Below are 23,059 nucleotides of genomic sequence, written 5' to 3'. Positions count from 1 at the left end.
TTGTGAAAGTTTGTATTTCACCGTACCTTTGCAGCGAAATTTATTCACTTAAAAAGAAAGGATTATAAGAATGAACAACGCTGTTAATATTTTGCGAGAAGGAAGTATGATGAAAGCCCTGACAAAGTTGGGGATACCTATTGTCATCGCAATGCTGATTATGGCAATATACAATGTGGTAGATACTTTTTGGGTTGCACGTCTTGGAACTCTTCCTGTCGCCGCTGTATCGGTTGTTTTCCCTATATCGTTGTTATTTCTTGGGATAGGACTGATGTTCGGTGTCGGAGGCGGAGTGTATATATCCCGTCTGTTGGGAGCGAAACAGGTTGTCAAGGCAAGTCAGGTCGCTTCCGTCTCAGTGATAACCTCTGTGATGTTGGCAGCTCTCATTGCCCTTGTGTGCAATGCGTTCCTGCCGGACATCCTACTTTTCATGGGAGCAAACGAGGAGATGATAAGTTTGGCAGAATCCTACGGTAGGCTTTTTATCATCAGTTGTGTCATAGGGACATTGAATGTGTCCATGTCCAATATCATTGTTTCACAAGGTGCGTCGAAGACATCTGCGTCGGCAATGATCATCGGCTCTATCGTTAATGTTGCATTAGACCCCTTGTTTATATACACTTTCAATTGGGGTGTGGAAGGTGCTGCATGGGCAACTATTCTTTCAAGAATCATCACGACAGCTATTTACATCCGTTTCCTTACGAAAGCAGAGGTAAAAGTATCTCTTGCCTTGTTCGCTCCCACGATAAGAATATACGCAGACATCATTAAGATTGGTATCTCTATGCTCTTTTTGCAACTACTCCAGACCCTTTCCATCTGTTTGTTGCAGAAAGCCGCTGTGAAATATGGGGCAGAGGCTGTTGCGGCTGTGGGTATCGTCCTGAAAATCGTCACATTGGGAACAAACGTGGTCTTCGGATTTGTAAAAGGACTCCAACCTATGGCAGGCTATAACTACGGGGCAGGCAATTTTCAAAGATTAAGGGAAGCGGTGTGCTGTTCTCTGATACTCTCAACCTCGTTTTGTGTGCTCTGGAGTATTCTTATAGTCATTTTTACCTCTCCTATCATCAGTTGTTTCGGTAAAGACGAAACAATGCAGGAAATAGCAAGAATTGCGCTTAGAGCCAATACGATTATGTTCTTCACTTTCGGATTCCAATTTGTGTATTCCACACTATATATGGCAATCGGAAGAGCAAGGCAAAGTCTTCTGCTAAACATCGGACGGCAAGGTTTGTTTTTTATCCCTATAATATTGCTGCTTCCATCGTATTGGGAACTAAATGGAGTGCTTTATGCACAGCCTATTGCCGACGTCTTTGCAACTTTAATGACACTGTTCTTTGCTGTCCGAATTCATAAGGAGATAGGTCATAAATCACATCTCACAACAGAGAATCTGCAATGTTGAACCATAAAAGATATGATCCTCAAATCCGCAACCTATAGGGTTTAGTGGGATTTTGCTTGCAAAGCGACAAAATTCATTTTATTGTACATATTTCTTGCACAACAGAAATGTCGCAGACACAAAATCCCCTTACCCCATAAAGCGACTTGAGGTAATACGCCGGTTTAACCAGAAAAGCATGGCCTTTAACCAAAGTCTGTCTTGAACAGGTTGGCATAAGCATAGTTGTCTGAATAAATGTTCAATACGTACCTACGTGACGTCTAAATCCATTTTGCAGGAACAGAGATGAACTTGAACACAAAGGTCTTGATTCTGCTGGTGGAGTGCAATCCAAATTCATGGGTTTTCAATCTCTGCATAATAGCTTTGTAGAAGTTTCTGATGAGAGCAGTCATAAGTAGGAATACTGTATTCTGTGCCATGAACGATTTTGGCAATCTATTCCAGCCTAAGCCATTGTTCATGTCATAGAAAAACTTCTTGTAGGTTGGTTTTGCATCATACTTCTCTGTTTCTATGAACTGATGATCAAAGTCAAAATCATACTCTTGACCGGATTTCAATTGACCAGTAGCAAGCAGGGCTTTGATCAATAAGCAGTTCATCTTGTCTGCTGTATTGAAATCATAGGATTTGCCAGAAGCAGACTTATAGGTGATGTTCTTATAAGTCAGTTCTCCGATAGCACGCAATATGGTGTCTGCGCTGCAAGTACGAAGAGTTGGATGAAGAGACAAATGTTTCATAAGGTGTGTTGAAAAATCCTCAACACATGAGCCACCACAAAGATATACGCACATCAGAGAACGTAGAATCTCACTATATTGATAACCAGACAATGTGCATCTCAATCCCAAGGTGGAATCTATGGTTTGAGCTAAAAGAGCATCAAATTGCTCCATAATAGAAAAAATTCCTCCAAAAGGAGTGAGTTTCTCAGATTTTATTTGTATTTTTGCCATGTCATTCAGAGTTTTATTTGTTTTAAAAAGCAGCACTAAGATAAGTGAAATTTCTGACATGCCAAAATCCTGAGCAACTTATTGTTGCTCAGGTGCTTATAAAAATATTAAATTATAGTGTTGCGGTAATAAGGTTTTCTTAAAACAGACTGACAATGAATGAAGATAAAGATGAAATAGAATTCAGCTACGAAGTCTTCGACCGACAGCTCGACAACTTCTGCCGAATGCTCAGCATTCTGGTAGATGCATGGGAAGATTACAGTCCGCAGGAACTGACCTTCGATATCCGTTCGCTCTGCACCAAAGCCACCCGGCTCTGCTATATGGCAGAGAAAGATATGGTGCTGCAACACAACGACATAGCCAAGCAGCGAAAGGAGCAGAACGAAACCCATGAAGTAAGCATCAGCATCATCGTAATGCAGAAGTTTACCCCCCTGATGGCGCATATCATGGAAGACATGAAAAAGGGAAAACAGATAGAAGGAAAACGGATGAAAGTGGCGCCGCTGGATATGACCCGCATCCTGCCGAAACTCAACGAATTTTTTGAAACCGATGAACTGGGCAAAGGAAGTACTATCGATGTAAACGAAGTAACCAAACTCCAGAAAGAACTGTTACGCCAGGTAAAACCCACTCATATCCCCGGCGTAAAACCCGTAGAGCGCCTCTGGAATCTCTTCCAGCTATACAGCATGGCATGTTATCTGATGCTCCACTTCCGCCAGCTGAGCCATTTCACCAACCTCGCCATGAGCGAAGAGCAAACCACCCGCCTCTTCGAAATGTCGCTACAGGAATATCAGGAAGAACCAAAGGGCATCAGCGACATAGACCGATACTTTACAACCCTGGAATATGATAACAACGGAAAGCAGCTCTCCGTCAGCCAATTGCTGGAAGTAAGAAAAACGCTAAAAGACGAGGTACCGGAAAATCTGCGCCTCGACTTTATGAAATATATAAGAGATACCCAACTGCTGGGCGCCCAGCTTGCCCACGTCAATTTTACAGCACAAGAATATCTCAAGCTGGTATCAGCCACCGTAAAATGGCACATCATCGAGCAGGAAATCTACGATTTGGAACATCCCGAAGGCATTCCGGAAACCCTTCCCAACGAGGTTTTCTACAAAGTAAAAGACGGCAAATACATCGACATGCAGAATCTGAAGACTCAGATAGCCAATATGTTGAAATTTGTTACCCGCAAGAACCACTGGTTCTGCGTATGGTGTGTATTGAATCACAACTGCATGCTTCAGGACAACCAGAATTTCGAAGCCTTTGCCACCCAGATGATGACACCCGAATGGTTTGGCGACATCGACGATTATCTCCATTTCTCGGGCGACAATCTCCGCGACTACCGCCGTTATTTCTCAGAGATAGATTATCCGCAATGGGAGGAAAAGAAGTTTAAGGAAATCAAGGACCTTTACAATATGACGAAATGGTCAGACAAGCTCCTCAGCAAGTTCCAGCATCTCTGCATCACGATGAATGGTGTGTTTGATAAGAAAAGCCTCTGATTACGGCTTATTTTATGCATAAAAAACAGCTTTTAAATACCTGATTTACAAAATAATATTAAAAGTTCACAAGTTTGTGGTCCACAACCTTGTGAACTTTCATTTTTTTGCTTATCTTTGCATCCGTAATCAAGCAAAAAAACAATGGAAAAGGCATTCGTATATGGTATGTCGGTTGCAGGAAACAACTTCACCGACCGAATAGAAGAAACCAAGCGCATCAAGGCAGACTTTGAGCATGGCATCAACGTCATTCTCATCTCTCCCCGACGCATGGGCAAGACTTCGCTCGTCAAAAAGGTTATATCCGAAATTGATAATCCAGAGATAAAAGTGGTGTATATGGACATCTATGACTGCCGAAGCGAATATGATTTCTACAATCGCTTTGTAGAAACCATTATGAAATCTATGAGTAATAAGCTGGAACAAGTAGTAGAAAACATCAAGCAGTTCCTGGTAAGAGTTTCACCAAAAATCTCCTTTAGTCCAGATCCTACATCCGAATATTCATTATCTATGGGAATTACACCAAAGGACTATTCCCCTGAAGAGATTCTGAATCTTCCGGAAAGAATCGCTCAGGAAAAGGGAATCCGCATGGTGGTCTGCATCGACGAATTCCAGCAAATTGGAGAATTCCCTGATACTCTTACGGTTCAGAAAAAACTGCGTGGCGCCTGGCAGCATCATCAGAATGTATCATACTGTTTCTTTGGAAGCAAGAAGCATCTGATGGAAAACATTTTCCAAAACCGACGCATGCCTTTCTATATGTTTGGCGAGATGCTGCACTTGGATTGCATTCCTACTGAATATTGGGTGCCTTTCATCTGTTCCCGATTCGAGAAATACGGAAAGAAAATGTCTGAGGAATATGCTACAAGAATCTGTAAAATCGTAAAGAACTATTCTTCCTACGTGCAGCAACTAGCTTGGAACGTGATGGCAGAAACCGAGAAAGAAGTAAACGAAGAAACCTTACAAAGTGGCATCAGCGCCTTGCTGCAACAATGTCATGGTCTTTTCGTACAGCAAACCGAGGGCTTAACCACCTATCAGCTCAATTTTCTGCGCCTCCTCTGCAGTGGCGTCCACTCAGGTTTCACCGCCCAGGCTGTAGCTGAAACCTATCCGCTGGGCAGCAAATCCAATATCGACCGCATCAAGAAAGCCCTCATCGACAAGGAATTAATCACCCTAAAGAAGGATGGAGTTTTCATCGCCGACTGTGTGTTCGAGCTTTGGTTTAAGAAGGAAATGATGTAAAATATGATACCAATTTCAAAAATAGTACTCTAATATGATATTTGAACGTAAGAAATACTTGGATGAACTTATTGCAGGACGTGGAAATGGTCTTGTGAAGATTATAACTGGTGTCAGACGATGTGGAAAGTCTTTCCTGCTGTTTGATATCTGGCATAACTGGTTGTTGGAACATGGGGTGACTAATAGTCACATCATCGAAATACAACTTGATGATTTCCGAAACAGACGGTTGAGAAAGCCTGATGCCTTGCTCGATTATATAGATTCAAAGGTTGTGGATGATGGCAATCCTTATTATATAGTCTTGGACGAGGTACAGTTGGTAGAAGAATTTGTGGAGGTTATTCTTAGCTTGACACACATGCGGAATGTAGATGTGTATGTGTCAGGCTCAAACTCTCGTTTCCAGTCAAGTGATGTTGTGACTGAGTTCCGAGGCAGAGGTGACGAGATACGCATCTGGCCTCTCACCTTTGACGAATACTTTAGTGGTATTGGTGGAGATATACGCAAAGCTTGGTTGGATTACTATACTTTTGGAGGACTGCCACGGGTAGGATTGGTTGAACTTGGTGGCAAGGATAATCATTTTATTATATAATTATGCATAGATCCAAGAACTCTTTTCTTGAGTGGCTTGTCTACTCGCTTATATTCTTCTTCCTGTACGATATCATCTGGATATTGGTTGACCTGCCCGACTTCCTACAGTCGGTAAGCGGACTGTATCCTGAGTTGCTTGTTGACTTTGCACTCTGCGGTTTGTTCTCGCTTTCGAGTTTGTATCTCAACCGATGGCTGTTCAAACAGCAGCGCTTTTGGCGCGAATGGCAGGGCCACCGTGTGTTTGTGCAGAACGGACTGGTGGTGTTGGGCTTCAACCTGCTTATTGCTGGTGGCTGCGAACTGCTGCTGAGCCTTGTAGCACCTAAGCTTATGATGCAGGATATATGGGGAACGTCTTTCCTATTTGGACTGATAGCGAGTCTTGTAGCGCTCATCCACCTTTCGATGCACTTCTCCGACATGATTGTTCTGAAAGGCAAGGAGAACCTCGCCTTACAGAAGCGATACCTTATGCTGCAGTTGGACCCACATTTCGTGTTCAACAGTTTTAGTTCACTTGCTGGAATGATAGGGGAAAACCCGAAGATGGCTGAGGACTATGTCGTGAAACTCTCACATATCTACCGCTACATACTTCAGCATATCGACAAGGAGTATATAACCCTTGCCGACGGCACCGACTTCATCAAGTCGTACATCGGCCTGCTCAACATGCGCTACGACAACACCATCGTCCTGCACGCCGACAATTTGCACGGCGACCGCAACGAATGCATCCTCTCGCTGAGTCTACAGCTTATCATCGAGAATGCCGTGAAGCACAACTGTCCGCAGAGCGGCACTGAGCTTCATGTGTCTATTGGGCGCCAGGGCGACATGCTCGTCATAAAGAACAACCGCATATATACCAACCAGACCAACGACCAGAGCATAGAGTCGTACGGAATAGGTATCAGCAACCTGAAGCAACGCTACCGACTGGAGGGCGAGGCAGAGCCAGAGTTCGTAGCCAGACAGGATGCCTTTGAGGTGCGACTGCCAATCATAAAACGAAAACAATAGAAGAACGATGCAAAAGGTATTGATTATAGAAGACGACCATTTCAGCGCAAGACGTCTGAAAAGGCTCATTATGGATATTGACGACACGATAGACGTGCATGGACCGCTGAAAAGTGTGGCGGAGGTGACAGAGGAGCTTGCCGCCAACAACGACTATGACCTTATCTTCTCCGACATCCGACTTGCTGACGGCGACGTGTTTGAAGCGTTCCGCAAGGTGATGCCACAGTCGTTCGTGATATTCACCACGGCTTACGATGAATACGCAATGGAGGCGATTAAGAACAACGGACTCGACTATCTGATGAAGCCGATTGACGCAAACGAGCTATGTGCCGCAATCGGCAAGCTGCAGCTTAACCGCAATGCACAACAGTCTGCCGTAGAGAGACCTCTGCACGGCGTGCTTAACGACACACGCCAATACCGTGAGCGCTTCCTAATCACGAAAGGCGACGAGCTTTGCATGCTCTGCGCCGACGACATAAGCTACATCAATATACACGACAACCGAATCACGGCGTTTGCTGTCGACGGCACATCCTATCCGCTGCCCATGAGCATGAACGACCTGGAGCAGGCTTTAGACCCTGCCCGTTTCTTCCGTCTCAATCGACAGTATATCGCCAACATTAATGGCATCAGGAAAATCAGTTTTTACTTCAGTTCCAAACTCATAGTAAGATTGAAAGGATGTGAGGATGAGAATATTGTGATAAGCAAGGAGAAAGCGACATTGTTTAAGAAATGGTTGGAAAAATAATTAAAGCGAGTGCTCCTGAAGCATAAATATGCATCTGGAGCACTCGAAATCTACTTAGAACGACCAACCTAAACCGATATATGGAAAGAAGGCTGCCTTTTTGAGTCCATACTTGTCTCCGAAATTGAAGGACGGCGATACGCCAACACGAAACATGAATCCGTTGGGGCGCTGATAGCGGTAGCCGATGTTGCCGAAGAGAAAATAGCCGAATTGAGTTTTTGATGAAGTATAAAAATCAATTTTAGGAGAAGTTTCGTCTGTATTCTCCCCACCTGGATACCACCCTGTATCTTTGACGTATCCCATTGTTTCCTTTACTTGATATACACCAAGACTCGCACCGAAACCCAGCTCCAATTTGCTATTCTTCTTTCCGAGCAGATAGTTTAGCTCCAACGGAACGCCAACGCCATTGATTTTCTGGTCGAACAAACCAGAATTGTCTCCATAGCCATAGCCAATGCCTATGCGGTAGCCTAACCCGGAGTTTCCATCGAATCTACTGTCGTAGTTGATGCCCACAATATTTTGGGCACCAAGTAATTCTACAGACAGGTTACGTGTCTTCTGTTGTGCCATTACTGCCGAAAAACAGCATAATGCAAATAATGATAATACAATCTTTCTCATTATATATTTTATCATATGTTTATTGTCGGTGGATATTCTATCACCCACGTTCATCGGTCGTGTAGCTTGCAACACTCCCTCTTCAAGGCTCCAAAACGCCTTAAAAATAAAGGCAAATCTTCAGACGATTTCATACTGTCTTTAGTTTGCTTCAACATAATGCCCTAAACGGTCGGGGCTGTTTCCATCGGTAAAGAGGTAGACTATTCCGTCTGGGGTTTCAACAATAGAGACCTCAGTATAGGTGAAATCAGGGTAGTCAGCGTGTAAGGATTCCAATACATTGCTTGGTACCGTTGTGCCTTTCGGCAAGGGGTAACAGGTTTCTTTCCATGTCGTACCCTTGCGGGAAGTTTTGAAGTATACGGACTTCAGCACGCCGTCGTGCATGATGAGATAGTTGTCATCGCCGCTGTCGTTGACAAAACCAAGCACTTCGGAGCCTTTGTAGTGCGCTGTAATCCATTCCATATCGCCAGGAATCGTACCTATATATTCAGCGTCGTTCAGTTTGTATGTGCATGCCTTGACCACCGTTCCTTTGCTGTCGATGACAAGTGTGTGGACGAGATTCTTGAGCTTGGGAGTGTCCTGCAGATAGCAGAGAATATAGTATGTCCCGTTTATGCTGGCCTGTGTCACTTCCTTTATCTCCCAGAATTCATCGTTTCTGGCCTCCTGGTTTATCGTGAGCAGCCGGTATCGCACCGAGCTGGGCAACTGGTCAATGTCAGAGAGCATCCGCACTGTGCGGTTCCACGCATTGTCAACGTATACAACCACGCACTCATTCCCCGCGTTGTCCTCAGAGGTGACATACGTTTCCATTGCTCCACTGTCGAAGTAAGGCACTGGACCTGTGTAAACGCGTTTGATAGTGTAGTCCTCGCAGCGTTCGTGGAAATCTTTGGCAATGGCCTCCGGCAAAGTTTTGTCATTGATCGGTGTCACATTTTCAGAGTCGCATGAAGTCAGCACAAGGGCTACGACAGCAAGCCATCCGTACATCAAATGTCTAAATCCAAACTTTTTCATTTTATGCTTCAATTTATGGGTTCGTTCAAAGGACAAGTTGCCTGAGAACTTATTATTATGCTGCAAAAGTACAATAGTTTGTTTTTATACACAACGTCTCCTTATTCGAAACGGCAAAAAAGTGTTGCGAAGCAGCAATATTTTCTATTGAAGCAATTATAGTCAAAAGTTTTAATTAATATTTTTTAGTTATGGTAATCGTTGCGGTGGCTAATGCTATTCCGTTTTTAGGTAAAAAGTAAAAGGCATGCAACCATTCCTTCAGTTTGTCACATCTATCGGTTACCGCCAAGCGACCTACACAACAACAAACGACAGAACAGGTCACACCTATGCGTGAACCTCCAGTCTGCTTGTCCTTGTTGTCAGAATATTGGCGGTATTCATAGATGATGGGACAAGAGCCTAAAAACATTCCGCCATTTTGCCAAATCGTAGTATTTTAGCATAGATTTGACAGAATTATATCTCAGTCATCCACCATTATCCAAATATTAGCCTTATCCTTGCACCTAAATAATTATAACTGAAGAAGAAGATATGACTATCAATATAATCCATTCATCGTGACGGGAAGCATCCCTGCTGCCAATTTTTCTTACCATGTAGAAGAATCAAAGACGCAGAATCAGGTTTTACCAACTTGGTAAATCGAAGAAATAGTAGCCCCTGTTTATCCCTTCTTGCCGATGATTCTGTATTAAATAAAAAGACCAAAACACACAGATAATCTGCGCTAACGTACTTTTTTCACATCATTAGCGCAGATTATCCACGAATAATTTGCGCTAATGGGTATTTTTTCATATCTTTGCGCAGAAAATAGGCTGCACTCGCAATTTGAAAGCAAGCTTTCATTGCGCTCGCTTGCATTATTCTTTGCAAAAAGAAAATAACGAAAGATATGGAACAGAGACTGATAGGAAGAGAAGCAGAACTCAAACTGCTCAATGAATATATAAACTCCGATAGATCAGAGTTTATCGCCGTCTATGGAAGACGTCGTGTAGGCAAGACTTTTCTCATCAGAAAAGCCGTAGAGGATCATTTTGCCTTCTTCATGACAGGAATGAACGGAGTTGCCAAAGGAGAACAGCTTGTCAACTTCAGCATTGCCCTGCAAAAATATACCCACTCCACCACTCTGCAGACATTCAAGAGCTGGCTGCTGGCATTCTATGCCCTGTCACAATACATAGAAACACTTCCGGAAGGCAAGAAAGTAATATTCATCGATGAATTGCCATGGATGGATACCGCCAAATCGGGATTCATACCTGCACTGGAAAACTTCTGGAACAGCTGGGCTGTACTGCGCAACGACATCAAACTCATCGTTTGCGGATCCGCCACCTCCTGGATGATCAACAACCTGATTCGCAACCGTGGTGGCTTGCACAACCGACTGACCCATCATCTGATTGTAAAACCATTCACCCTGCACGAATGCGAAGAATACTTCAAGGCTTACCACTTCGGCTACAGCCGAAAACAGATAGCAGAATGCTATATGGTCATGGGAGGAATACCTTATTATCTGTCAATGATGGATAAATCGAAAAGTCTGGCACAGAACATCGACCAGCTGTTTTTCGCAGACAATGCAGAACTGAAAGATGAGTTCAACGACTTATACAGAGCTTTGTTTAAGAAATCAGCCGACCATATCGCCGTGGTTACTGCCCTTGCTACCAAAGGAATGGGTATGACCCGACAGGAACTGGTCAAGGCATCGGGAGGAAAAGATAATGGAGCCTTCTCTACTGTACTGGAAGAATTGGAACAATGCGGATTCATCCGTCTGTATAAACCATTCAGTACAGCCAATAAGATGACTTCCGACATTCGCCAAAAGCGAAACACCTTATTCCAGTTAGTAGATTTCTATACACTCTTCTACTTCCGGTTCATCAAGCACAACAAGTATCAGGATTCCAGTTTCTGGTCATCCTCCCAGAACAGTCAGCTATACCATACTTGGGCTGGCTTGTCTTTCGAGATGCTTTGTCTAAACCATATAGACAAAATCAAGCACGCCTTGGGAATTTCGGGAGTACAGACCTTGGTTTGCTCATGGCGAAGCAGCAACACAGAAAAGGGAACTCAAATAGACTTGCTGATAGACCGGAAAGATGAAACCATCAATATCTGTGAGATGAAATTCTACAAGAGCAAATTCGAAATCAGCAAGGAATATGAGGAGAAGTTGCTGGAGAAACTGCGTATCTTCACAGAAGAGACTAAGACTTCCAAATCGCTTCTCCTCACATTGATTACTTCTTTCGGATTGAAGCAGAACAAACATAGCGACATCGTACAGAAACAGATTACGATAGATGAATTGTTTATTTAATGAGACAAAGAACACACTCAGACTCTTAGCCTGTAAATTCTCCTCACATTTAAATACTTGATTTACAAAATAATATTAAAAGTTCACAAGTTTGTGGTCCACAACCTTGTGAACTTTTTTTGCTTATGTTTGGAGAGATGCTTCACCTGGATTGCATCCCTACAGAATATTGGGTGCCTTTCATCTGCTCCCGGTTCGAGAAATATGGTAAGAGTATATCTGAGGAATATGCTACAAGAATCTGTAAAACCGTAAAGAATTATTCTTCCTACGTGCAGCAACTAGCTTGGAACGTGATGGCAGAAACCGAGAAAGAAGTAAACGAAGAAACTTTGCAAAGCGGCATCAGCGCCTTGCTGCAACAATGTCATGGTCTTTTCGTACAGCAAACCGAGGGCTTAACCACCTATCAACTCAATTTTCTGCGCCTCCTCTGCAGTGGCGTCCACTCAGGTTTCACCGTCCAGGCTGTAGCTGAAACCTATCCGCTGGGCAGCAAATCCAATATCGACCGCATCAAGAAAGCCCTCATCGACAAGGAATTGATCACCTTGGAAAAGGATGGAGTTTTCATCGCCGACTGTGTGTTCGAGCTTTGGTTTAAGAAGGAAATGATGTAAAATAGTACAGAATATAATCCCAAATGGCACCCAAAGGGTAGTAGCCTTGAAATTGGTAAACGTATTCTGGTCGATGTTGATAGGGAGAACGGTATAAATATATACGTTGTTCAAATTGTTGCAATTGTTGAAAGCCATGTCACCGATACGCTCCAATGTGCTAGGAACTCTTACTTCCTGTAGTTTACTACAACCATCGAAAGTGCTCTCTGCAATGGTGGTTAAGCCTGGGAGACTGATACTCTCAAGATTTGAGCAAGACTGGAATGCATGATTACCAATTGTTCTCAATGATGGAGGGAACTGAATAGACTTCAGATTAAAGCAAGACTGAAAACAGATTCCAATACTGTTTTTTGGAGTCTGCTTTTCCGAAATGGTTAAGTATATCTTATTTATTGTTTCATAGATTCAATGGTTGCCTAAAGAACGTAAGTTCTATTTATGGCTTATGGTCAATATATACCAGCATGAAGTGGTGAAGAAATTTCTGATATACTTCATCTTCCAGACCCAATGTGGCAAGAGTCGTGGGGTAAGGTGGAACTTCTGCTTGTAATGAGGATTGATAAACCAAAGTTTTTGGTCTGTTATCGAGAAGCCGCATTGGTGTATGAGTCTTTCAAACAACTCTATACTTGTTCGGCATTCTTTTATGCTCATAAGCTCATTCATAGTTCCTTTTTTTTCATTGCATGTTTTTAGCAACAACCGGTATAAAGGGTTTGGCAGCAAGTGAATGAATGGCAGATGTGAGCAAAGTTTGCTTCTGCAAATCTGTTGATGTCCTCCAAAAGGCATTTGCCATGCGGGGAATCCGACAAACAGCACGCCTTTTGTTTTCATAAACTTTCTTAGGTGTGCAAGAAATGGCTCTTTTGTCGGAACGTGTTCTATCACATCATGTAATAGTATTACGTCATATTTATCCTCTTCATTACATGGAACAGGATATTGCATGAAATCACTGCATACAAATGTGACATGATTGCTGATTTCAGAAAAGTATGCTTTGGCTTCTTTAATTCTGCATTCGGCAATATCTATACCTGTCACTTTGCAGCCCAACTGTGCAAAGGGAACTAAGTTTCCTCCTTCACCACAGCCTACCTCCAAGATTCTACTCTTTGATGTCAGTTCCGTAAAATCTGACAAATAGCTGATGTAAAACTCCTTAGATGTTATCTCCAAGTCACGGAAATACATCTTTCTGTCTGTATGTCTTTTTTGCATGTATCTTATTTTTTGACTTTTCTGTATATATAGATACAGATCATTCATAAAGACTGCATGCAAAATGATACTTTCTTACCAAGAGAGCCTAATACCGAAAGGTACAGTCAATGTAAATGGACGTTCTGTCCAAGTATTCTTGACTTCGCTTCCATTCGGAATGTACCAATTCAGCGTTGGCTCAACAAACAATGTCAACTTTGGTGCAAATTGATATTGTATTCCGATGTTAGTGTTTACAGTCCACTGTATAGAAGGTATTGTCTTCCAATCCGTTGTATAGCCAGACTTTCCTCCTACTACATAGTCTGCATATGTCTTTCCTGACAATGGTATCTGAATGCTTGCTCCTGCAGAACCGTAAGCCGACAGTTTCTTGTACGCCATGAATTGGTACGAGAGCTTGACAGGGATACCGATGTAATGCAACTTTTGTTCCTTGTCAACACGATAATTGCCAGTACCCAAAGTAAAATATGACTTCAAGTAAGAGTATTGGAGTCCTGTTTCTAAACTCCAATGCTTTCCTATGCTCTTGTTCACAGCCAATCCTAATATTATAGGTTTGTCATGATGTTCTACCTCTTCAATTTTGCCCTTGTTATTATCGGCAATATCCATCATTGCAACATTTTCCGCCGTTGGGTCAGTTGGTGTTAAGCGATGTAGATATTCAGAATACTCTTCCCATGTAGTAAAAATCTTTTTTGAAGGTTGTTCACTCGTAATATCATCACCGCTACTTGTTAGAATCTTACAAACATTTTGCGCAAGAGTAGTACCCAAAGAACCAGTTGCAAGCAATTGCCATTTACTTTTCTTGTGCGTCTTTGTATCATCCGCAATCCATCTTTCCTCGTTTGGAATAGGTGTATATACAGTATCTTTTGTGATGATACTATCTCTCTTGTTATCAGCCCAAATATGTTGGTTATCCTGCAAAGAATCGGATATTTCGACTATTACATTTTGACTTGCCTTAATCGAATCGCCAACAGTTATTACAGTGTTCTTTCCCTGTTGAACACTTCGATAATTAGAGCACAAAATAGCGTTTTGTATTCTACTAACAGAAACATTAGGCTTCTTTTGTATAGGCGTAATGTCTTCATTAGGCTTTCGAGTTCGAACTATATTCACATCATTTTCTGAAACTATTTTTTTCTTTGCTGTAAAATATCTATATACAGGGATGACTATCAACGCCAATACGATGATAAACATAGCTCTTGGAGACAATATGTTTCGCAACATTGCCTTTGCCCTTGACAATTGTGAGGAAGAACTATGTGGAGCAATATCAAGTAATTCGCTGATTTCTTGATGAGACAAGCCATCCAAAACAGACATGTTGAATATTTTCTTATACCCTTCAGGCAAACTGTCTATTGCTACCATAATTTCCTCATACGGAATTGATTGCTTGGAAGTGTTGCCATCTTCCAATACGGAACTAAATTCATCCTCTATATCAGACAAGGAAATGAAATCGTATCTCTTACCTTTCTCCTGATATTTCAATACAAGGTTAGTAGTGATACTTGTAAGCCATTGACTAAACCTATGAGTATTCTTCAAGTCTTTCAATGAAACAAACGCAAGTATAAAAGCATCTTGGACAAGGTCGTCAACGACAGCCTTGTCCTCTCTAAGAATATTGATGCATATCCCTTTCATCTTAGGATAATACATTTGGTATAATGTGCTGAAAGCGTCAGCGTCACCTTGTTTTGCTTTTTCTACTAATGTTGTTATATTTGAAGCCATGAGCGAATTGTTTCGTACTATCTATTTTGATATAGATACATCAAAGGCTTGATGACTGCACAATGTTTAGTTAAAGAATATAAATGTATATATATGATTATTTTCTACCCTTCACTATCTGCTCAAAATGCAGCTGCCCCCATTCTATGACGTAACTGATTTCTCACAAGAAGTCCTTGGCTATTGGTGTGAAAGAATATTCCACCCTTGGAGGAACTTCTTCAATTTTGTTCTTTAGCGATTACAAAGATACAACTTTTTATCGAGAAACTGTTATTTTTACCCTATTATTTTGGGGTGGGAAACTTTAGTTAATAAAAGTACAATCACAGCAATAAAACTATTAATTTTACGTTTTTTTCAAAAAAAGGGGTTGTGCAATAGTGGCTTAAAGGCTAAAAGCACTACCTTTGAATGCAATAATAAGTAACAACACGTTTGAGGTCACAAATTGTGATCTCAAATGGAAGAGGCGGCAACCGCTATTCAACTTATGCTTTTACAGAGCAAGGCGTGGCAATGCTTAGTAGCGTTCTTCGTTCACAAACAGCTATTGAGGTTAATATTCAGATCATGCGAGCATTTGTTTCCATGCGTCACTTTATGGTAAACAATGCTTCTGTTTTTAGTCGTTTGGAAACGATGGAATATCATCAGTTGGAAATCCTGCAACATCAACAAGATACCGATAAGCACATTGAAGCAACCAATAAGCACATAGACGAGGTATTTCGCAGATTGGACGAGGGCAATGCAAAGCCGAAACAAGGTGTGTTCTACGTTGTCAGAGTTAGTTAACGCCGAGGATTGCATAAAGGCTTTCCAAGGCATATGTGTCATAGATAAAATCATATAGAATAAAGATGAAGGAATTAGTGGGTATTATATTATTGACAGTTTTGGTAGTATTTGATTCATGCAACTCCAATACTAATGTGTCTCTTGTGGGAACGTCTCCGCAACTATTTGATGTATGCCAAGTAAGCACAGGTAATCCTGACTATAGAAATAAAGAGTTGTTTATAAACGAATTGAAAAGAAAATGTAAATATCCTATTGAGTTTCAAAAAAATAATTTGGAGGCATACGTTGCTATTGAGTACAAGACAGACCAACAAGGATATATTGTAAAAAAAAGAGTGGTTATTTGCGACAATAAAAAATTCAAAAAGATAACAATGGAAATATTCAATCAAGTTAAAACTCTCAAAATAGCCACAACAGAGAAAATAGATACAATCTACTTCCAATACAAGATACAAGGTTCACCAACTTTAATCCATTCAAAAGTAGACGTCAAGATTATCGGCTATGGCTACAATAATAAATCAATTTTAATGAAGTAACCTCTTCATAACTATCTGATTATTTGATGTTTCTGAATGCAAAAATACATTTTTTACTTCAAATAGCACTAAAAGTCGTCCTTAAAAGTGTATTTTATATTAGCCATCTAACAAATCAATGGGGCCAAACTGAAGAAACTATAGCCCATGTTTATCCCCCCCTCCGATGATTCTGTATTAAACAAAAAGACCAAAACACGCAGATAATCTGCGCTAATGTGCTTTTTTCATACCATTAGCGCTGATTATCTGCATACTATACCTATATAATTATCCAAATATTGCAGACACGGAATATAATGGATAATTGGCAAGCCAATCCTGCTCTCTATAAGGTGACATGGATAGGCGCATACCTTTCAATCCCTGATTGCGCTCTACAAACACCCTCAAACTCTTAGCCTGCAAATTCTCCTCAGCCTTTACTTCTATCGGAATGATTCTTTCTTCATCCTGCACTAGAAAATCTATTTCACCACGTGAATTTTCTGCCGACCAATAATAGATAGACAAGGAAGATTTCTCCTTAAGCTGCTGCAGGACATACTGCTCTGTCAGTGCCCCCTTAAAATCTGAAAACAGCACATTTCCTTCCAGCAAGCTTTGGGCAGGAATATTGCTCATGGCTCCCATCAGTCCCACATCAGACAGGAATAACTTGAAAGCAGAAAAATCCTCGTATGCAGCCAATGGCAACAGGGCTTTCTTACAACGGTTTACCTTATAGATCAACCCTGCATCTTTCAGCCATTCGATAGCGAGCTCAAAATCCTTTGCTCTAGCTCCTTCCTTGACGGCACCATAGATGAATTTCTTGTTTTCCTTGGCAAGCTGGGATGGGATGGATTTCCATACCATTCGGATACGTGGAACTTCTATGGCCGGAGCATGTTTGGAAAAATCACGCTCATACGCTTCAAGGATTCCTTTTTGAATGCTTCTGACTTCAGACAGATTTCCCTCGCTGGCAAAAGACTGTACTACAGCCGGCATTCCCCCGACCAGATAATACTGTCGCAGACATTCCTCAAATTTATTCCGGAACATGGTTATCATATTCCAATCCTTTGACATCAGCAGTTCAACCATACGGCTTTCACCGATTGCATCTAGAAATTCAAAGAATGTGAGGGGATATAAATGCATGAAATCTACCTTACCTACAGGAAAAGAGTCATTCTGATGCATTGCTATTCCGAGCAATGAACCTGCAGCTACGACATGATATTGAGGTGCTTTTTCCGCAAAATACTTTAATGCTGTGATACCCCTGGGCGCTTCTTGTATCTCATCAAGGATAATAAGCGTATCTTCGTCTATAGTAACGCCTGTACTCCATTGTATGCTATTAATAATGCGGGGGATATCAAAGTCATGAGCAAAAACTTCCCGGAGCATTTCATTGTCTTCAAAGTTTATATACGCACTATGGGTATAGGCCTCTGTGGCAAATTCCTGCATCAGCCAGGTTTTGCCAACTTGGCGGGCTCCAAGCATGATCAACGGCTTTCGGTCGTTGCTTGCTTTCCATTGATATAGGTATTTGATGGCATTTCTCTTCATAACTATCTGATTATTTGATATTTCAGAATGCAAAGATACATTTTTTATTTCAAAGAGCACAAAAAGTCGTCCTTAAAAATGTATAAAACTACAAAAAGTCGTTCTTAAAAGTGTGGAAAATCACAAAAAGTCGTCCTTTAAAGTGTATTTTATAATAGCCATCTAACAAATCAATGGGGCCAAACTGAAGAAACTATAGCCCCTGTTTATCCCTTCTTGCCGATGATTCTGTATTAAATAAAAAGGCCAAAATACGCAGATAATCTGCGCTAATGGGTATTTTTTCATATCTTTGCGCAGAAAATAAGTTGCACTCGCAATTTGAAAGCAAGCTTTCATTGCGCTCGCTTGCATTATTCTTTGCAAAAAGAAAATAACGATGGAACAGAGACTGATAGGAAGAGAAGCAGAACTCAAACTGCTCAATGAATATATAAACTCCGATAGATCAGAGTTTATCGCCGTCTATGGAAGACGACGTGTAGGCAAGACTTTTCTCATCAGAAAAGCCGTAGAGGACCATTTTGCCTTCTTCATGACAGGAATGAACGGAGTTGCCAAAGGCGAACAGCTTGTCAACTTCAGCATTGCCCTGCAAAAATATACCCACTCCACCACTCTGCAGACATTCAAGAGCTGGCTGCTGGCATTCTATGCCCTGTCACAATACATAGAAACACTTCCGGAAGGCAAGAAAGTAATATTCATCGATGAATTGCCATGGATGGATACCGCCAAATCGGGATTCATACCAGCACTGGAAAACTTCTGGAACAGCTGGGCTGTACTGCGCAACGACATCAAACTCATCGTTTGCGGATCCGCCACCTCCTGGATGATCAACAACCTGATTCGCAACCGTGGTGGCTTGCACAACCGACTGACCCATCATATGATTGTAAAACCATTCACCCTGCACGAATGTGAAGAATACTTCAAGGCTTACCACTTCGGCTACAGCCGAAAACAGATAGCAGAATGCTATATGGTTATGGGAGGAATACCTTATTATCTGTCAATGATGGATAAATCGAAAAGTCTGGCACAGAACATCGACCAGCTGTTTTTCGCAGACAATGCAGAACTGAAAGATGAGTTCAACGACTTATACAGAGCTTTGTTTAAGAAATCAGCCGACCATATCGCCGTGGTTACTGCCCTTGCTACCAAAGGAATGGGTATGACCCGACAGGAACTGGTCAAGGCATCGGGAGGAAAAGATAACGGAGCCTTCTCTACAGTACAGGAAGAATTGGAACAATGCGGATTCATCCGTCTGTATGAACCATTCAGTACAGCCAATAAGATGACATCCGACATTCGCCAAAAGCGAAACACCTTATTCCAGTTAGTAGATTTCTATACACTCTTCTACTTCTGTTTCATCAAGCACAACAAGTATCAGGATTCCAGTTTCTGGTCATCCTCCCAGAACAGTCAGCTATACCATACTTGGGCTGGCTTGTCTTTCGAGATGCTTTGTCTAAACCATATAGCCAAAATCAAGCACGCCCTGGGAATTTCGGGAGTACAGACCTTGGTTTGCTCATGGCGAAGCAGCAACACAGAAAAGGGAACTCAAATAGACTTGCTGATAGACCGGAAAGATGAAACCATCAATATCTGTGAGATGAAATTCTACAAGAGCAAATTCGAAATCAGCAAGGAATATGAGGAGAAGTTGCTGGAGAAACTGCGTATCTTCACAGAAGAGACTAAGACTTCCAAATCGCTTCTCCTCACATTGATTACTTCTTTCGGATTGAAGCAGAACAAACATAGCGACATCGTACAGAAACAGATTACGATGGATGAATTGTTTATTTAATGAGACAAAGAACACACTCAGACTCTTAGCCTGTAAATTCTCCTCACATTTAAATGCTTGATTTACAAAATAATATTAAAAGTTCACAAGTTTATGGTCCACAACCTTGTGAACTTTTTTTGCTTATGTTTGGAGAGATGCTTCACCTGGATTGCATCCCTACAGAATATTGGGTGCCTTTCATCTGCTCCCGGTTCGAGAAATATGGTAAGAGTATATCTGAGGAATATGCAACAAGAATCTGTGAAACCATAAAGAACTATTCTTCCTACGTGCAGCAACTAGCTTGGAACGTGATGGCAGAAACCGAGAAAGAAGTAAACGAAGAAACCTTACAAAGTGGCATCAGCGCCTTGCTGCAACAATGTCATGGTCTTTTCATACAGCAAACCGAGGACTTAACCACCTATCAACTCAATTTTCTGCGCCTCCTCTGCAGTGGCGTCCACTCAGGTTTCACCGCCCAGGCTGTAGCTGAAACCTATCCGCTGGGCAGCAAATCCAATATCGACCGCATCAAGAAAGCCCTCATCGACAAGGAATTGATCACCTTGGAAAAGGATGGAGTTTTCATCGCCGACTGTGTGTTCGAGCTTTGGTTTAAGAAGGAAATGATGTAAAATAGTACAGAATATAATCCCAAATGGCACCCAAAGGGTAGTAGCCTTGAAATTGGTAAACGTATTCTGGTCGATGTTGATAGGGAGAACGGTATAAGTATATACGTTGTTCAAATTGTTGCAATTGTTGAAAGCCATGTCACCGATACGCTCCAATGTGCTAGGAACTCTTACTTCCTGTAGTTTACTACAACCATCGAAAGTGCTCTCTGCGATGGTGGTTAAGCCTGGGAGACTGATACTCTCTAGATTTGAGCAAGACTGGAACTACCAATAACTTGTAGGGGAAATTAGGGGACATTCTCCTCTAATTTCCCCTAATTTTTCAATTTAGAGTTTTTTCCAAATAGACACTCATGAAAAAGTTGTGCAAGACTATGTGAAGTTTCATACTACATATCGTCTTTAAGAAAACTTTGTTATTTCTCAAACTGAAATTGTTCCAATTTCAATCCATGTTTGGTCAAAGCCTCTATTTGAGGAACCAATGTGGTAAAGTGAGCAGACTCCATGTGAGTTTTCAGCACCTTAGCATTCTGCCAAGTCTCACATATCATCATCACGCCATCACGAGTACCACTAACGAAATAATCATAGGCAATGTTGCCTTCGTCATCCAATGACTTTTCCACTAACTCCTGACACAGGGCATTAAGTTGCTCCATATCCACTCCTTCTTTCACTTCAAAAAATACATTCAGTCTTATCATGTCTGTAATATTTAAATTTATACTTTCAAATACTGTCGGTGCAAAAGTACTGAATAATACTGAAAGTCATCTATTTTTAAATGATTTTTTAATATCTTTTGCCTCATATAAACAAAAAGCCCAGCGAAAGAGCAACAATATGACAAATTTAGGACCTAAAGCCAAAGAACATTCTCGGTCGCCATTTGTTTCGCATGAGTTGGAGATGTTCTTCATCGTCTGCCACCAAGAAATTATAAACCGCTGTGGCACCAGCAAACTTGTTGCACCACGATTAGATGTCGGCACATCTTCCTATCACACTGCTAACTTTTATTTCTTATAGTACAAAAAGTCTTCCTTAAAAGTGTATTTTGATAAAGCATATCAAACAAACAGAATGTTTTTCCATAACCAATCGACCTTTACTACATCCCCACTTACTCTTCCATATCGAAAAAAATATAATTTTTATTCAATACAACGATTATATTGAATATTTTTATTACCTTTGCGATGTAGAAAAGGAAGAGCCGGCAGGCTCCTAACCACATACCGGTGAAGAGTGGTGAAGAGTGGGTGAAGAGTGAACAAAAACTCTTCACCACGCCAAATGCCTTGTTTATAGGCATTTACAAATGAAAGGTGAAGAGTGAAGAGTTTCTGGCTCTTCGCCGTAATAAAAAATATAAGGAATAATGGACATTAAAGGTATTTATCATGCTGACGCCAATCGCTATAGCGATGCAGAAGCACTCTACAAGAGATGCGGCAAGAGTGGTATCTTGCTGCCTAAAATAAGTTTGGGATTCTGGCACAACTTCGGAGAGGTAGATCCTTACGAAAGAAGTCGTGCCATCACTCACTATGCCTTCGACCATGGTATCACCCACTTCGACCTGGCTAACAACTATGGACCTCCATACGGAAGTGCAGAGGAAACGATGGGCAGACTGATGAAAGATGATTTCAAATCCTATCGCGATGAACTCTTTATCTCAACCAAAGCAGGTTATGATATGTGGGAAGGTCCTTACGGCAACTGGGGTTCCCGTAAGTATCTGATGGCCAGTCTGAATCAGAGTCTCAAGAGAATGAATCTCGAGTATGTTGACCTCTTCTACAGCCACCGCTACGATCCGAACACACCGCTCGAAGAAACCCTTCAAGCCATGGTAGACATCGTGAAGCAAGGCAAGGCTCTTTATCTCGGCATCAGCCGCTGGCCACTGGAAGCCCTGAAGTTTGCTGATCAATATCTGAAGGAGCGCGACTGTCCGCTGCTCATTTTTCAGGACAGACTCAACATGCTCGACCATGCGCCACAAGAGAATGGAACCTTAGATTATTGCGCAGAAAACGGCATCGGTTTCATCTCGTTCTCACCTCTGGCACAGGGACTTCTAACCGACCGATATCTCAACGGAATACCGGCAGACAGCCGTATGGCAAAAGAGCATTTTCTGAAACACTCTGCTCTAACTCCAGAACTGCTGGAACAGCTCAAGAAATGGAACGCAGAAGCAGGAGAAAGAGACGAAACACTCGCCGAAATGGCACTTGCCTGGATATTGCAGCAGAAAGGTGTAACCAGCGTATTGGTAGGAGCCAGCTCTACCGCCCAGCTGGAAAAGAACATGAAGTGTGTGCATGCTAAGACATTAAATTCATAAAAAACTTGCATTTTATTTTGTTATGTGCCAAAATAAATGTAATTTTGCACCTTGAATAGGGTTATACCTTATTATATTTAAGAAAAGAAACATAATTATTAGA

The 23,059-nt window shown here is 41.7% G+C and carries 18 protein-coding genes and 4 pseudogenes; 13 read left to right on the top strand and 9 right to left on the bottom strand.

What is annotated here, in order from left to right; translation table 11 throughout:
• Window positions 1-70 precede the first annotated feature (70 nt).
• On the top strand, window positions 71-1,429 hold the full coding sequence (locus RCO84_RS13720) for an MATE family efflux transporter (protein ID WP_089543232.1): 1,359 nt from the start codon (window positions 71-73) through the stop codon (window positions 1,427-1,429).
• A gap of 185 nt (window positions 1,430-1,614) precedes the next feature.
• Here the strand turns inward: RCO84_RS13720 and RCO84_RS13715 are convergent.
• Window positions 1,615-2,394, bottom strand: a pseudogene (locus RCO84_RS13715) (hypothetical protein).
• A 155-nt stretch (window positions 2,395-2,549) separates the two neighbouring features.
• Here RCO84_RS13715 and RCO84_RS13710 point away from each other — a divergent pair.
• The 5 genes from RCO84_RS13710 to RCO84_RS13690 all read left to right on the top strand — a co-directional run bounded on the left by RCO84_RS13710 (window position 2,550) and on the right by RCO84_RS13690 (window position 7,596).
• Window positions 2,550-3,932: a hypothetical protein gene (locus tag RCO84_RS13710; protein WP_317572973.1), complete on the top strand. Its 1,383-nt coding sequence runs from the start codon at window positions 2,550-2,552 to the stop codon at window positions 3,930-3,932.
• A 144-nt stretch (window positions 3,933-4,076) separates the two neighbouring features.
• Window positions 4,077-5,201, top strand: a complete 1,125-nt coding sequence (locus RCO84_RS13705; protein WP_317572971.1) for an AAA family ATPase — start codon at window positions 4,077-4,079, stop codon at window positions 5,199-5,201.
• Window positions 5,202-5,235: 34 nt separating this feature from the next.
• Window positions 5,236-5,805, top strand: coding sequence for an AAA family ATPase (locus RCO84_RS13700; RefSeq protein ID WP_287798830.1), 570 nt, complete (start codon window positions 5,236-5,238; stop codon window positions 5,803-5,805).
• Window positions 5,806-5,807: 2 nt separating this feature from the next.
• Window positions 5,808-6,833, top strand: a complete 1,026-nt coding sequence (locus RCO84_RS13695; RefSeq protein WP_308591860.1) for a sensor histidine kinase — start codon at window positions 5,808-5,810, stop codon at window positions 6,831-6,833.
• Between the two features lie 7 nt (window positions 6,834-6,840).
• Entirely contained in the window at window positions 6,841-7,596 is a 756-nt protein-coding gene (locus tag RCO84_RS13690) for a LytR/AlgR family response regulator transcription factor (protein ID WP_144155150.1), read from the top strand.
• Window positions 7,597-7,650: 54 nt separating this feature from the next.
• Here the strand turns inward: RCO84_RS13690 and RCO84_RS13685 are convergent, their stop codons facing one another.
• Window positions 7,651-8,178, bottom strand: coding sequence for a hypothetical protein (locus tag RCO84_RS13685; protein ID WP_317585406.1), 528 nt, complete (start codon window positions 8,176-8,178; stop codon window positions 7,651-7,653).
• Window positions 8,179-8,370: 192 nt separating this feature from the next.
• Window positions 8,371-9,264: a hypothetical protein gene (locus RCO84_RS13680; RefSeq protein WP_317585405.1), complete on the bottom strand. Its 894-nt coding sequence runs from the start codon at window positions 9,262-9,264 to the stop codon at window positions 8,371-8,373.
• 904 nt (window positions 9,265-10,168) lie between these two features.
• Between RCO84_RS13680 and RCO84_RS13675 the strand changes: the two genes are divergently transcribed.
• A complete protein-coding gene (locus RCO84_RS13675) occupies window positions 10,169-11,617 on the top strand; it encodes an AAA family ATPase (RefSeq protein WP_317585404.1) in 1,449 nt (482 codons plus the stop codon).
• 125 nt (window positions 11,618-11,742) lie between these two features.
• Window positions 11,743-12,237: a hypothetical protein gene (locus RCO84_RS13670; protein WP_317585403.1), complete on the top strand. Its 495-nt coding sequence runs from the start codon at window positions 11,743-11,745 to the stop codon at window positions 12,235-12,237.
• 39 nt (window positions 12,238-12,276) lie between these two features.
• On the opposite strand, the pseudogene RCO84_RS16960 reads toward RCO84_RS13670, so the two are convergent.
• The 3 genes and pseudogenes from RCO84_RS16960 to RCO84_RS13660 all read right to left on the bottom strand — a co-directional run.
• Window positions 12,277-12,579 (bottom strand): annotated as a pseudogene (locus RCO84_RS16960) (leucine-rich repeat domain-containing protein); the annotation flags it as partial.
• 96 nt (window positions 12,580-12,675) lie between these two features.
• A complete protein-coding gene (locus RCO84_RS13665) occupies window positions 12,676-13,470 on the bottom strand; it encodes a class I SAM-dependent methyltransferase (RefSeq protein ID WP_317585402.1) in 795 nt (264 codons plus the stop codon).
• 75 nt (window positions 13,471-13,545) lie between these two features.
• Window positions 13,546-15,237, bottom strand: a complete 1,692-nt coding sequence (locus tag RCO84_RS13660) for a sigma-70 family RNA polymerase sigma factor (RefSeq protein ID WP_317585401.1) — start codon at window positions 15,235-15,237, stop codon at window positions 13,546-13,548.
• 438 nt (window positions 15,238-15,675) lie between these two features.
• Between RCO84_RS13660 and RCO84_RS13655 the strand changes: the two are divergent.
• Window positions 15,676-16,035 (top strand): annotated as a pseudogene (locus RCO84_RS13655) (ORF6N domain-containing protein); the annotation flags it as partial.
• 65 nt (window positions 16,036-16,100) lie between these two features.
• Entirely contained in the window at window positions 16,101-16,583 is a 483-nt protein-coding gene (locus RCO84_RS13650) for an energy transducer TonB (protein ID WP_287838571.1), read from the top strand.
• A gap of 270 nt (window positions 16,584-16,853) precedes the next feature.
• Here the strand turns inward: RCO84_RS13650 and RCO84_RS13645 are convergent, their stop codons facing one another.
• Window positions 16,854-18,146: an ATP-binding protein gene (locus RCO84_RS13645; RefSeq protein WP_287820467.1), complete on the bottom strand. Its 1,293-nt coding sequence runs from the start codon at window positions 18,144-18,146 to the stop codon at window positions 16,854-16,856.
• A gap of 379 nt (window positions 18,147-18,525) precedes the next feature.
• Between RCO84_RS13645 and RCO84_RS13640 the strand changes: the two genes are divergently transcribed.
• Entirely contained in the window at window positions 18,526-19,974 is a 1,449-nt protein-coding gene (locus tag RCO84_RS13640) for an AAA family ATPase (protein WP_317585399.1), read from the top strand.
• 125 nt (window positions 19,975-20,099) lie between these two features.
• Window positions 20,100-20,594 carry a hypothetical protein gene (locus RCO84_RS13635; protein ID WP_317585398.1) on the top strand — a complete coding sequence of 165 codons (495 nt, stop codon included), beginning with the start codon at window positions 20,100-20,102 and terminating at the stop codon, window positions 20,592-20,594.
• A 57-nt stretch (window positions 20,595-20,651) separates the two neighbouring features.
• Here the strand turns inward: RCO84_RS13635 and RCO84_RS16955 are convergent.
• Both RCO84_RS16955 and RCO84_RS13630 read right to left on the bottom strand, forming a co-directional pair.
• Window positions 20,652-20,849: pseudogene (locus tag RCO84_RS16955) on the bottom strand (leucine-rich repeat protein); the annotation flags it as partial.
• 164 nt (window positions 20,850-21,013) lie between these two features.
• Window positions 21,014-21,304, bottom strand: coding sequence for a putative quinol monooxygenase (locus RCO84_RS13630; protein ID WP_144154714.1), 291 nt, complete (start codon window positions 21,302-21,304; stop codon window positions 21,014-21,016).
• A gap of 677 nt (window positions 21,305-21,981) precedes the next feature.
• On the opposite strand from RCO84_RS13630, the gene RCO84_RS13625 reads away from it, so the two are divergent.
• Window positions 21,982-22,956: an aldo/keto reductase gene (locus tag RCO84_RS13625; protein WP_287861487.1), complete on the top strand. Its 975-nt coding sequence runs from the start codon at window positions 21,982-21,984 to the stop codon at window positions 22,954-22,956.
• Window positions 22,957-23,059: the final 103 nt, after the last annotated feature.

Origin of the sequence: Segatella copri (assembly GCF_949820605.1) — a bacterium.
Taxonomy (GTDB): Bacteria; Bacteroidota; Bacteroidia; order Bacteroidales; family Bacteroidaceae; genus Prevotella.
The sequence above is the reverse complement of the archived record's forward strand: the minus strand, read 5'-3'. Positions and strand labels throughout refer to the sequence as shown.

Bases quoted from the DNA above. Each gene is read 5' to 3' on its own strand.
- RCO84_RS13670 (WP_317585403.1), top strand. From the start codon at position 11,743: ATGTTTGGAGAGATGCTTCACCTGGATTGCATCCCTACAGAATATTGG.
- RCO84_RS13640 (WP_317585399.1), top strand. From the start codon at position 18,526: ATGGAACAGAGACTGATAGGAAGAGAAGCAGAACTCAAACTGCTCAAT.
- RCO84_RS13690 (WP_144155150.1), top strand. From the start codon at position 6,841: ATGCAAAAGGTATTGATTATAGAAGACGACCATTTCAGCGCAAGACGT.
- RCO84_RS13700 (WP_287798830.1), top strand. From the start codon at position 5,236: ATGATATTTGAACGTAAGAAATACTTGGATGAACTTATTGCAGGACGT.
- RCO84_RS13710 (WP_317572973.1), top strand. From the start codon at position 2,550: ATGAATGAAGATAAAGATGAAATAGAATTCAGCTACGAAGTCTTCGAC.
- RCO84_RS13625 (WP_287861487.1), top strand. From the start codon at position 21,982: ATGGACATTAAAGGTATTTATCATGCTGACGCCAATCGCTATAGCGAT.
- RCO84_RS13685 (WP_317585406.1), bottom strand. From the start codon at position 8,178: ATGGCACAACAGAAGACACGTAACCTGTCTGTAGAATTACTTGGTGCC.
- RCO84_RS13650 (WP_287838571.1), top strand. From the start codon at position 16,101: ATGAAGGAATTAGTGGGTATTATATTATTGACAGTTTTGGTAGTATTT.
- RCO84_RS13705 (WP_317572971.1), top strand. From the start codon at position 4,077: ATGGAAAAGGCATTCGTATATGGTATGTCGGTTGCAGGAAACAACTTC.
- RCO84_RS13635 (WP_317585398.1), top strand. From the start codon at position 20,100: ATGTTTGGAGAGATGCTTCACCTGGATTGCATCCCTACAGAATATTGG.
- RCO84_RS13680 (WP_317585405.1), bottom strand. From the start codon at position 9,264: ATGAAAAAGTTTGGATTTAGACATTTGATGTACGGATGGCTTGCTGTC.
- RCO84_RS13665 (WP_317585402.1), bottom strand. From the start codon at position 13,470: ATGCAAAAAAGACATACAGACAGAAAGATGTATTTCCGTGACTTGGAG.
- RCO84_RS13630 (WP_144154714.1), bottom strand. From the start codon at position 21,304: ATGATAAGACTGAATGTATTTTTTGAAGTGAAAGAAGGAGTGGATATG.
- RCO84_RS13695 (WP_308591860.1), top strand. From the start codon at position 5,808: ATGCATAGATCCAAGAACTCTTTTCTTGAGTGGCTTGTCTACTCGCTT.
- RCO84_RS13675 (WP_317585404.1), top strand. From the start codon at position 10,169: ATGGAACAGAGACTGATAGGAAGAGAAGCAGAACTCAAACTGCTCAAT.
- RCO84_RS13720 (WP_089543232.1), top strand. From the start codon at position 71: ATGAACAACGCTGTTAATATTTTGCGAGAAGGAAGTATGATGAAAGCC.
- RCO84_RS13660 (WP_317585401.1), bottom strand. From the start codon at position 15,237: ATGGCTTCAAATATAACAACATTAGTAGAAAAAGCAAAACAAGGTGAC.
- RCO84_RS13645 (WP_287820467.1), bottom strand. From the start codon at position 18,146: ATGAAGAGAAATGCCATCAAATACCTATATCAATGGAAAGCAAGCAAC.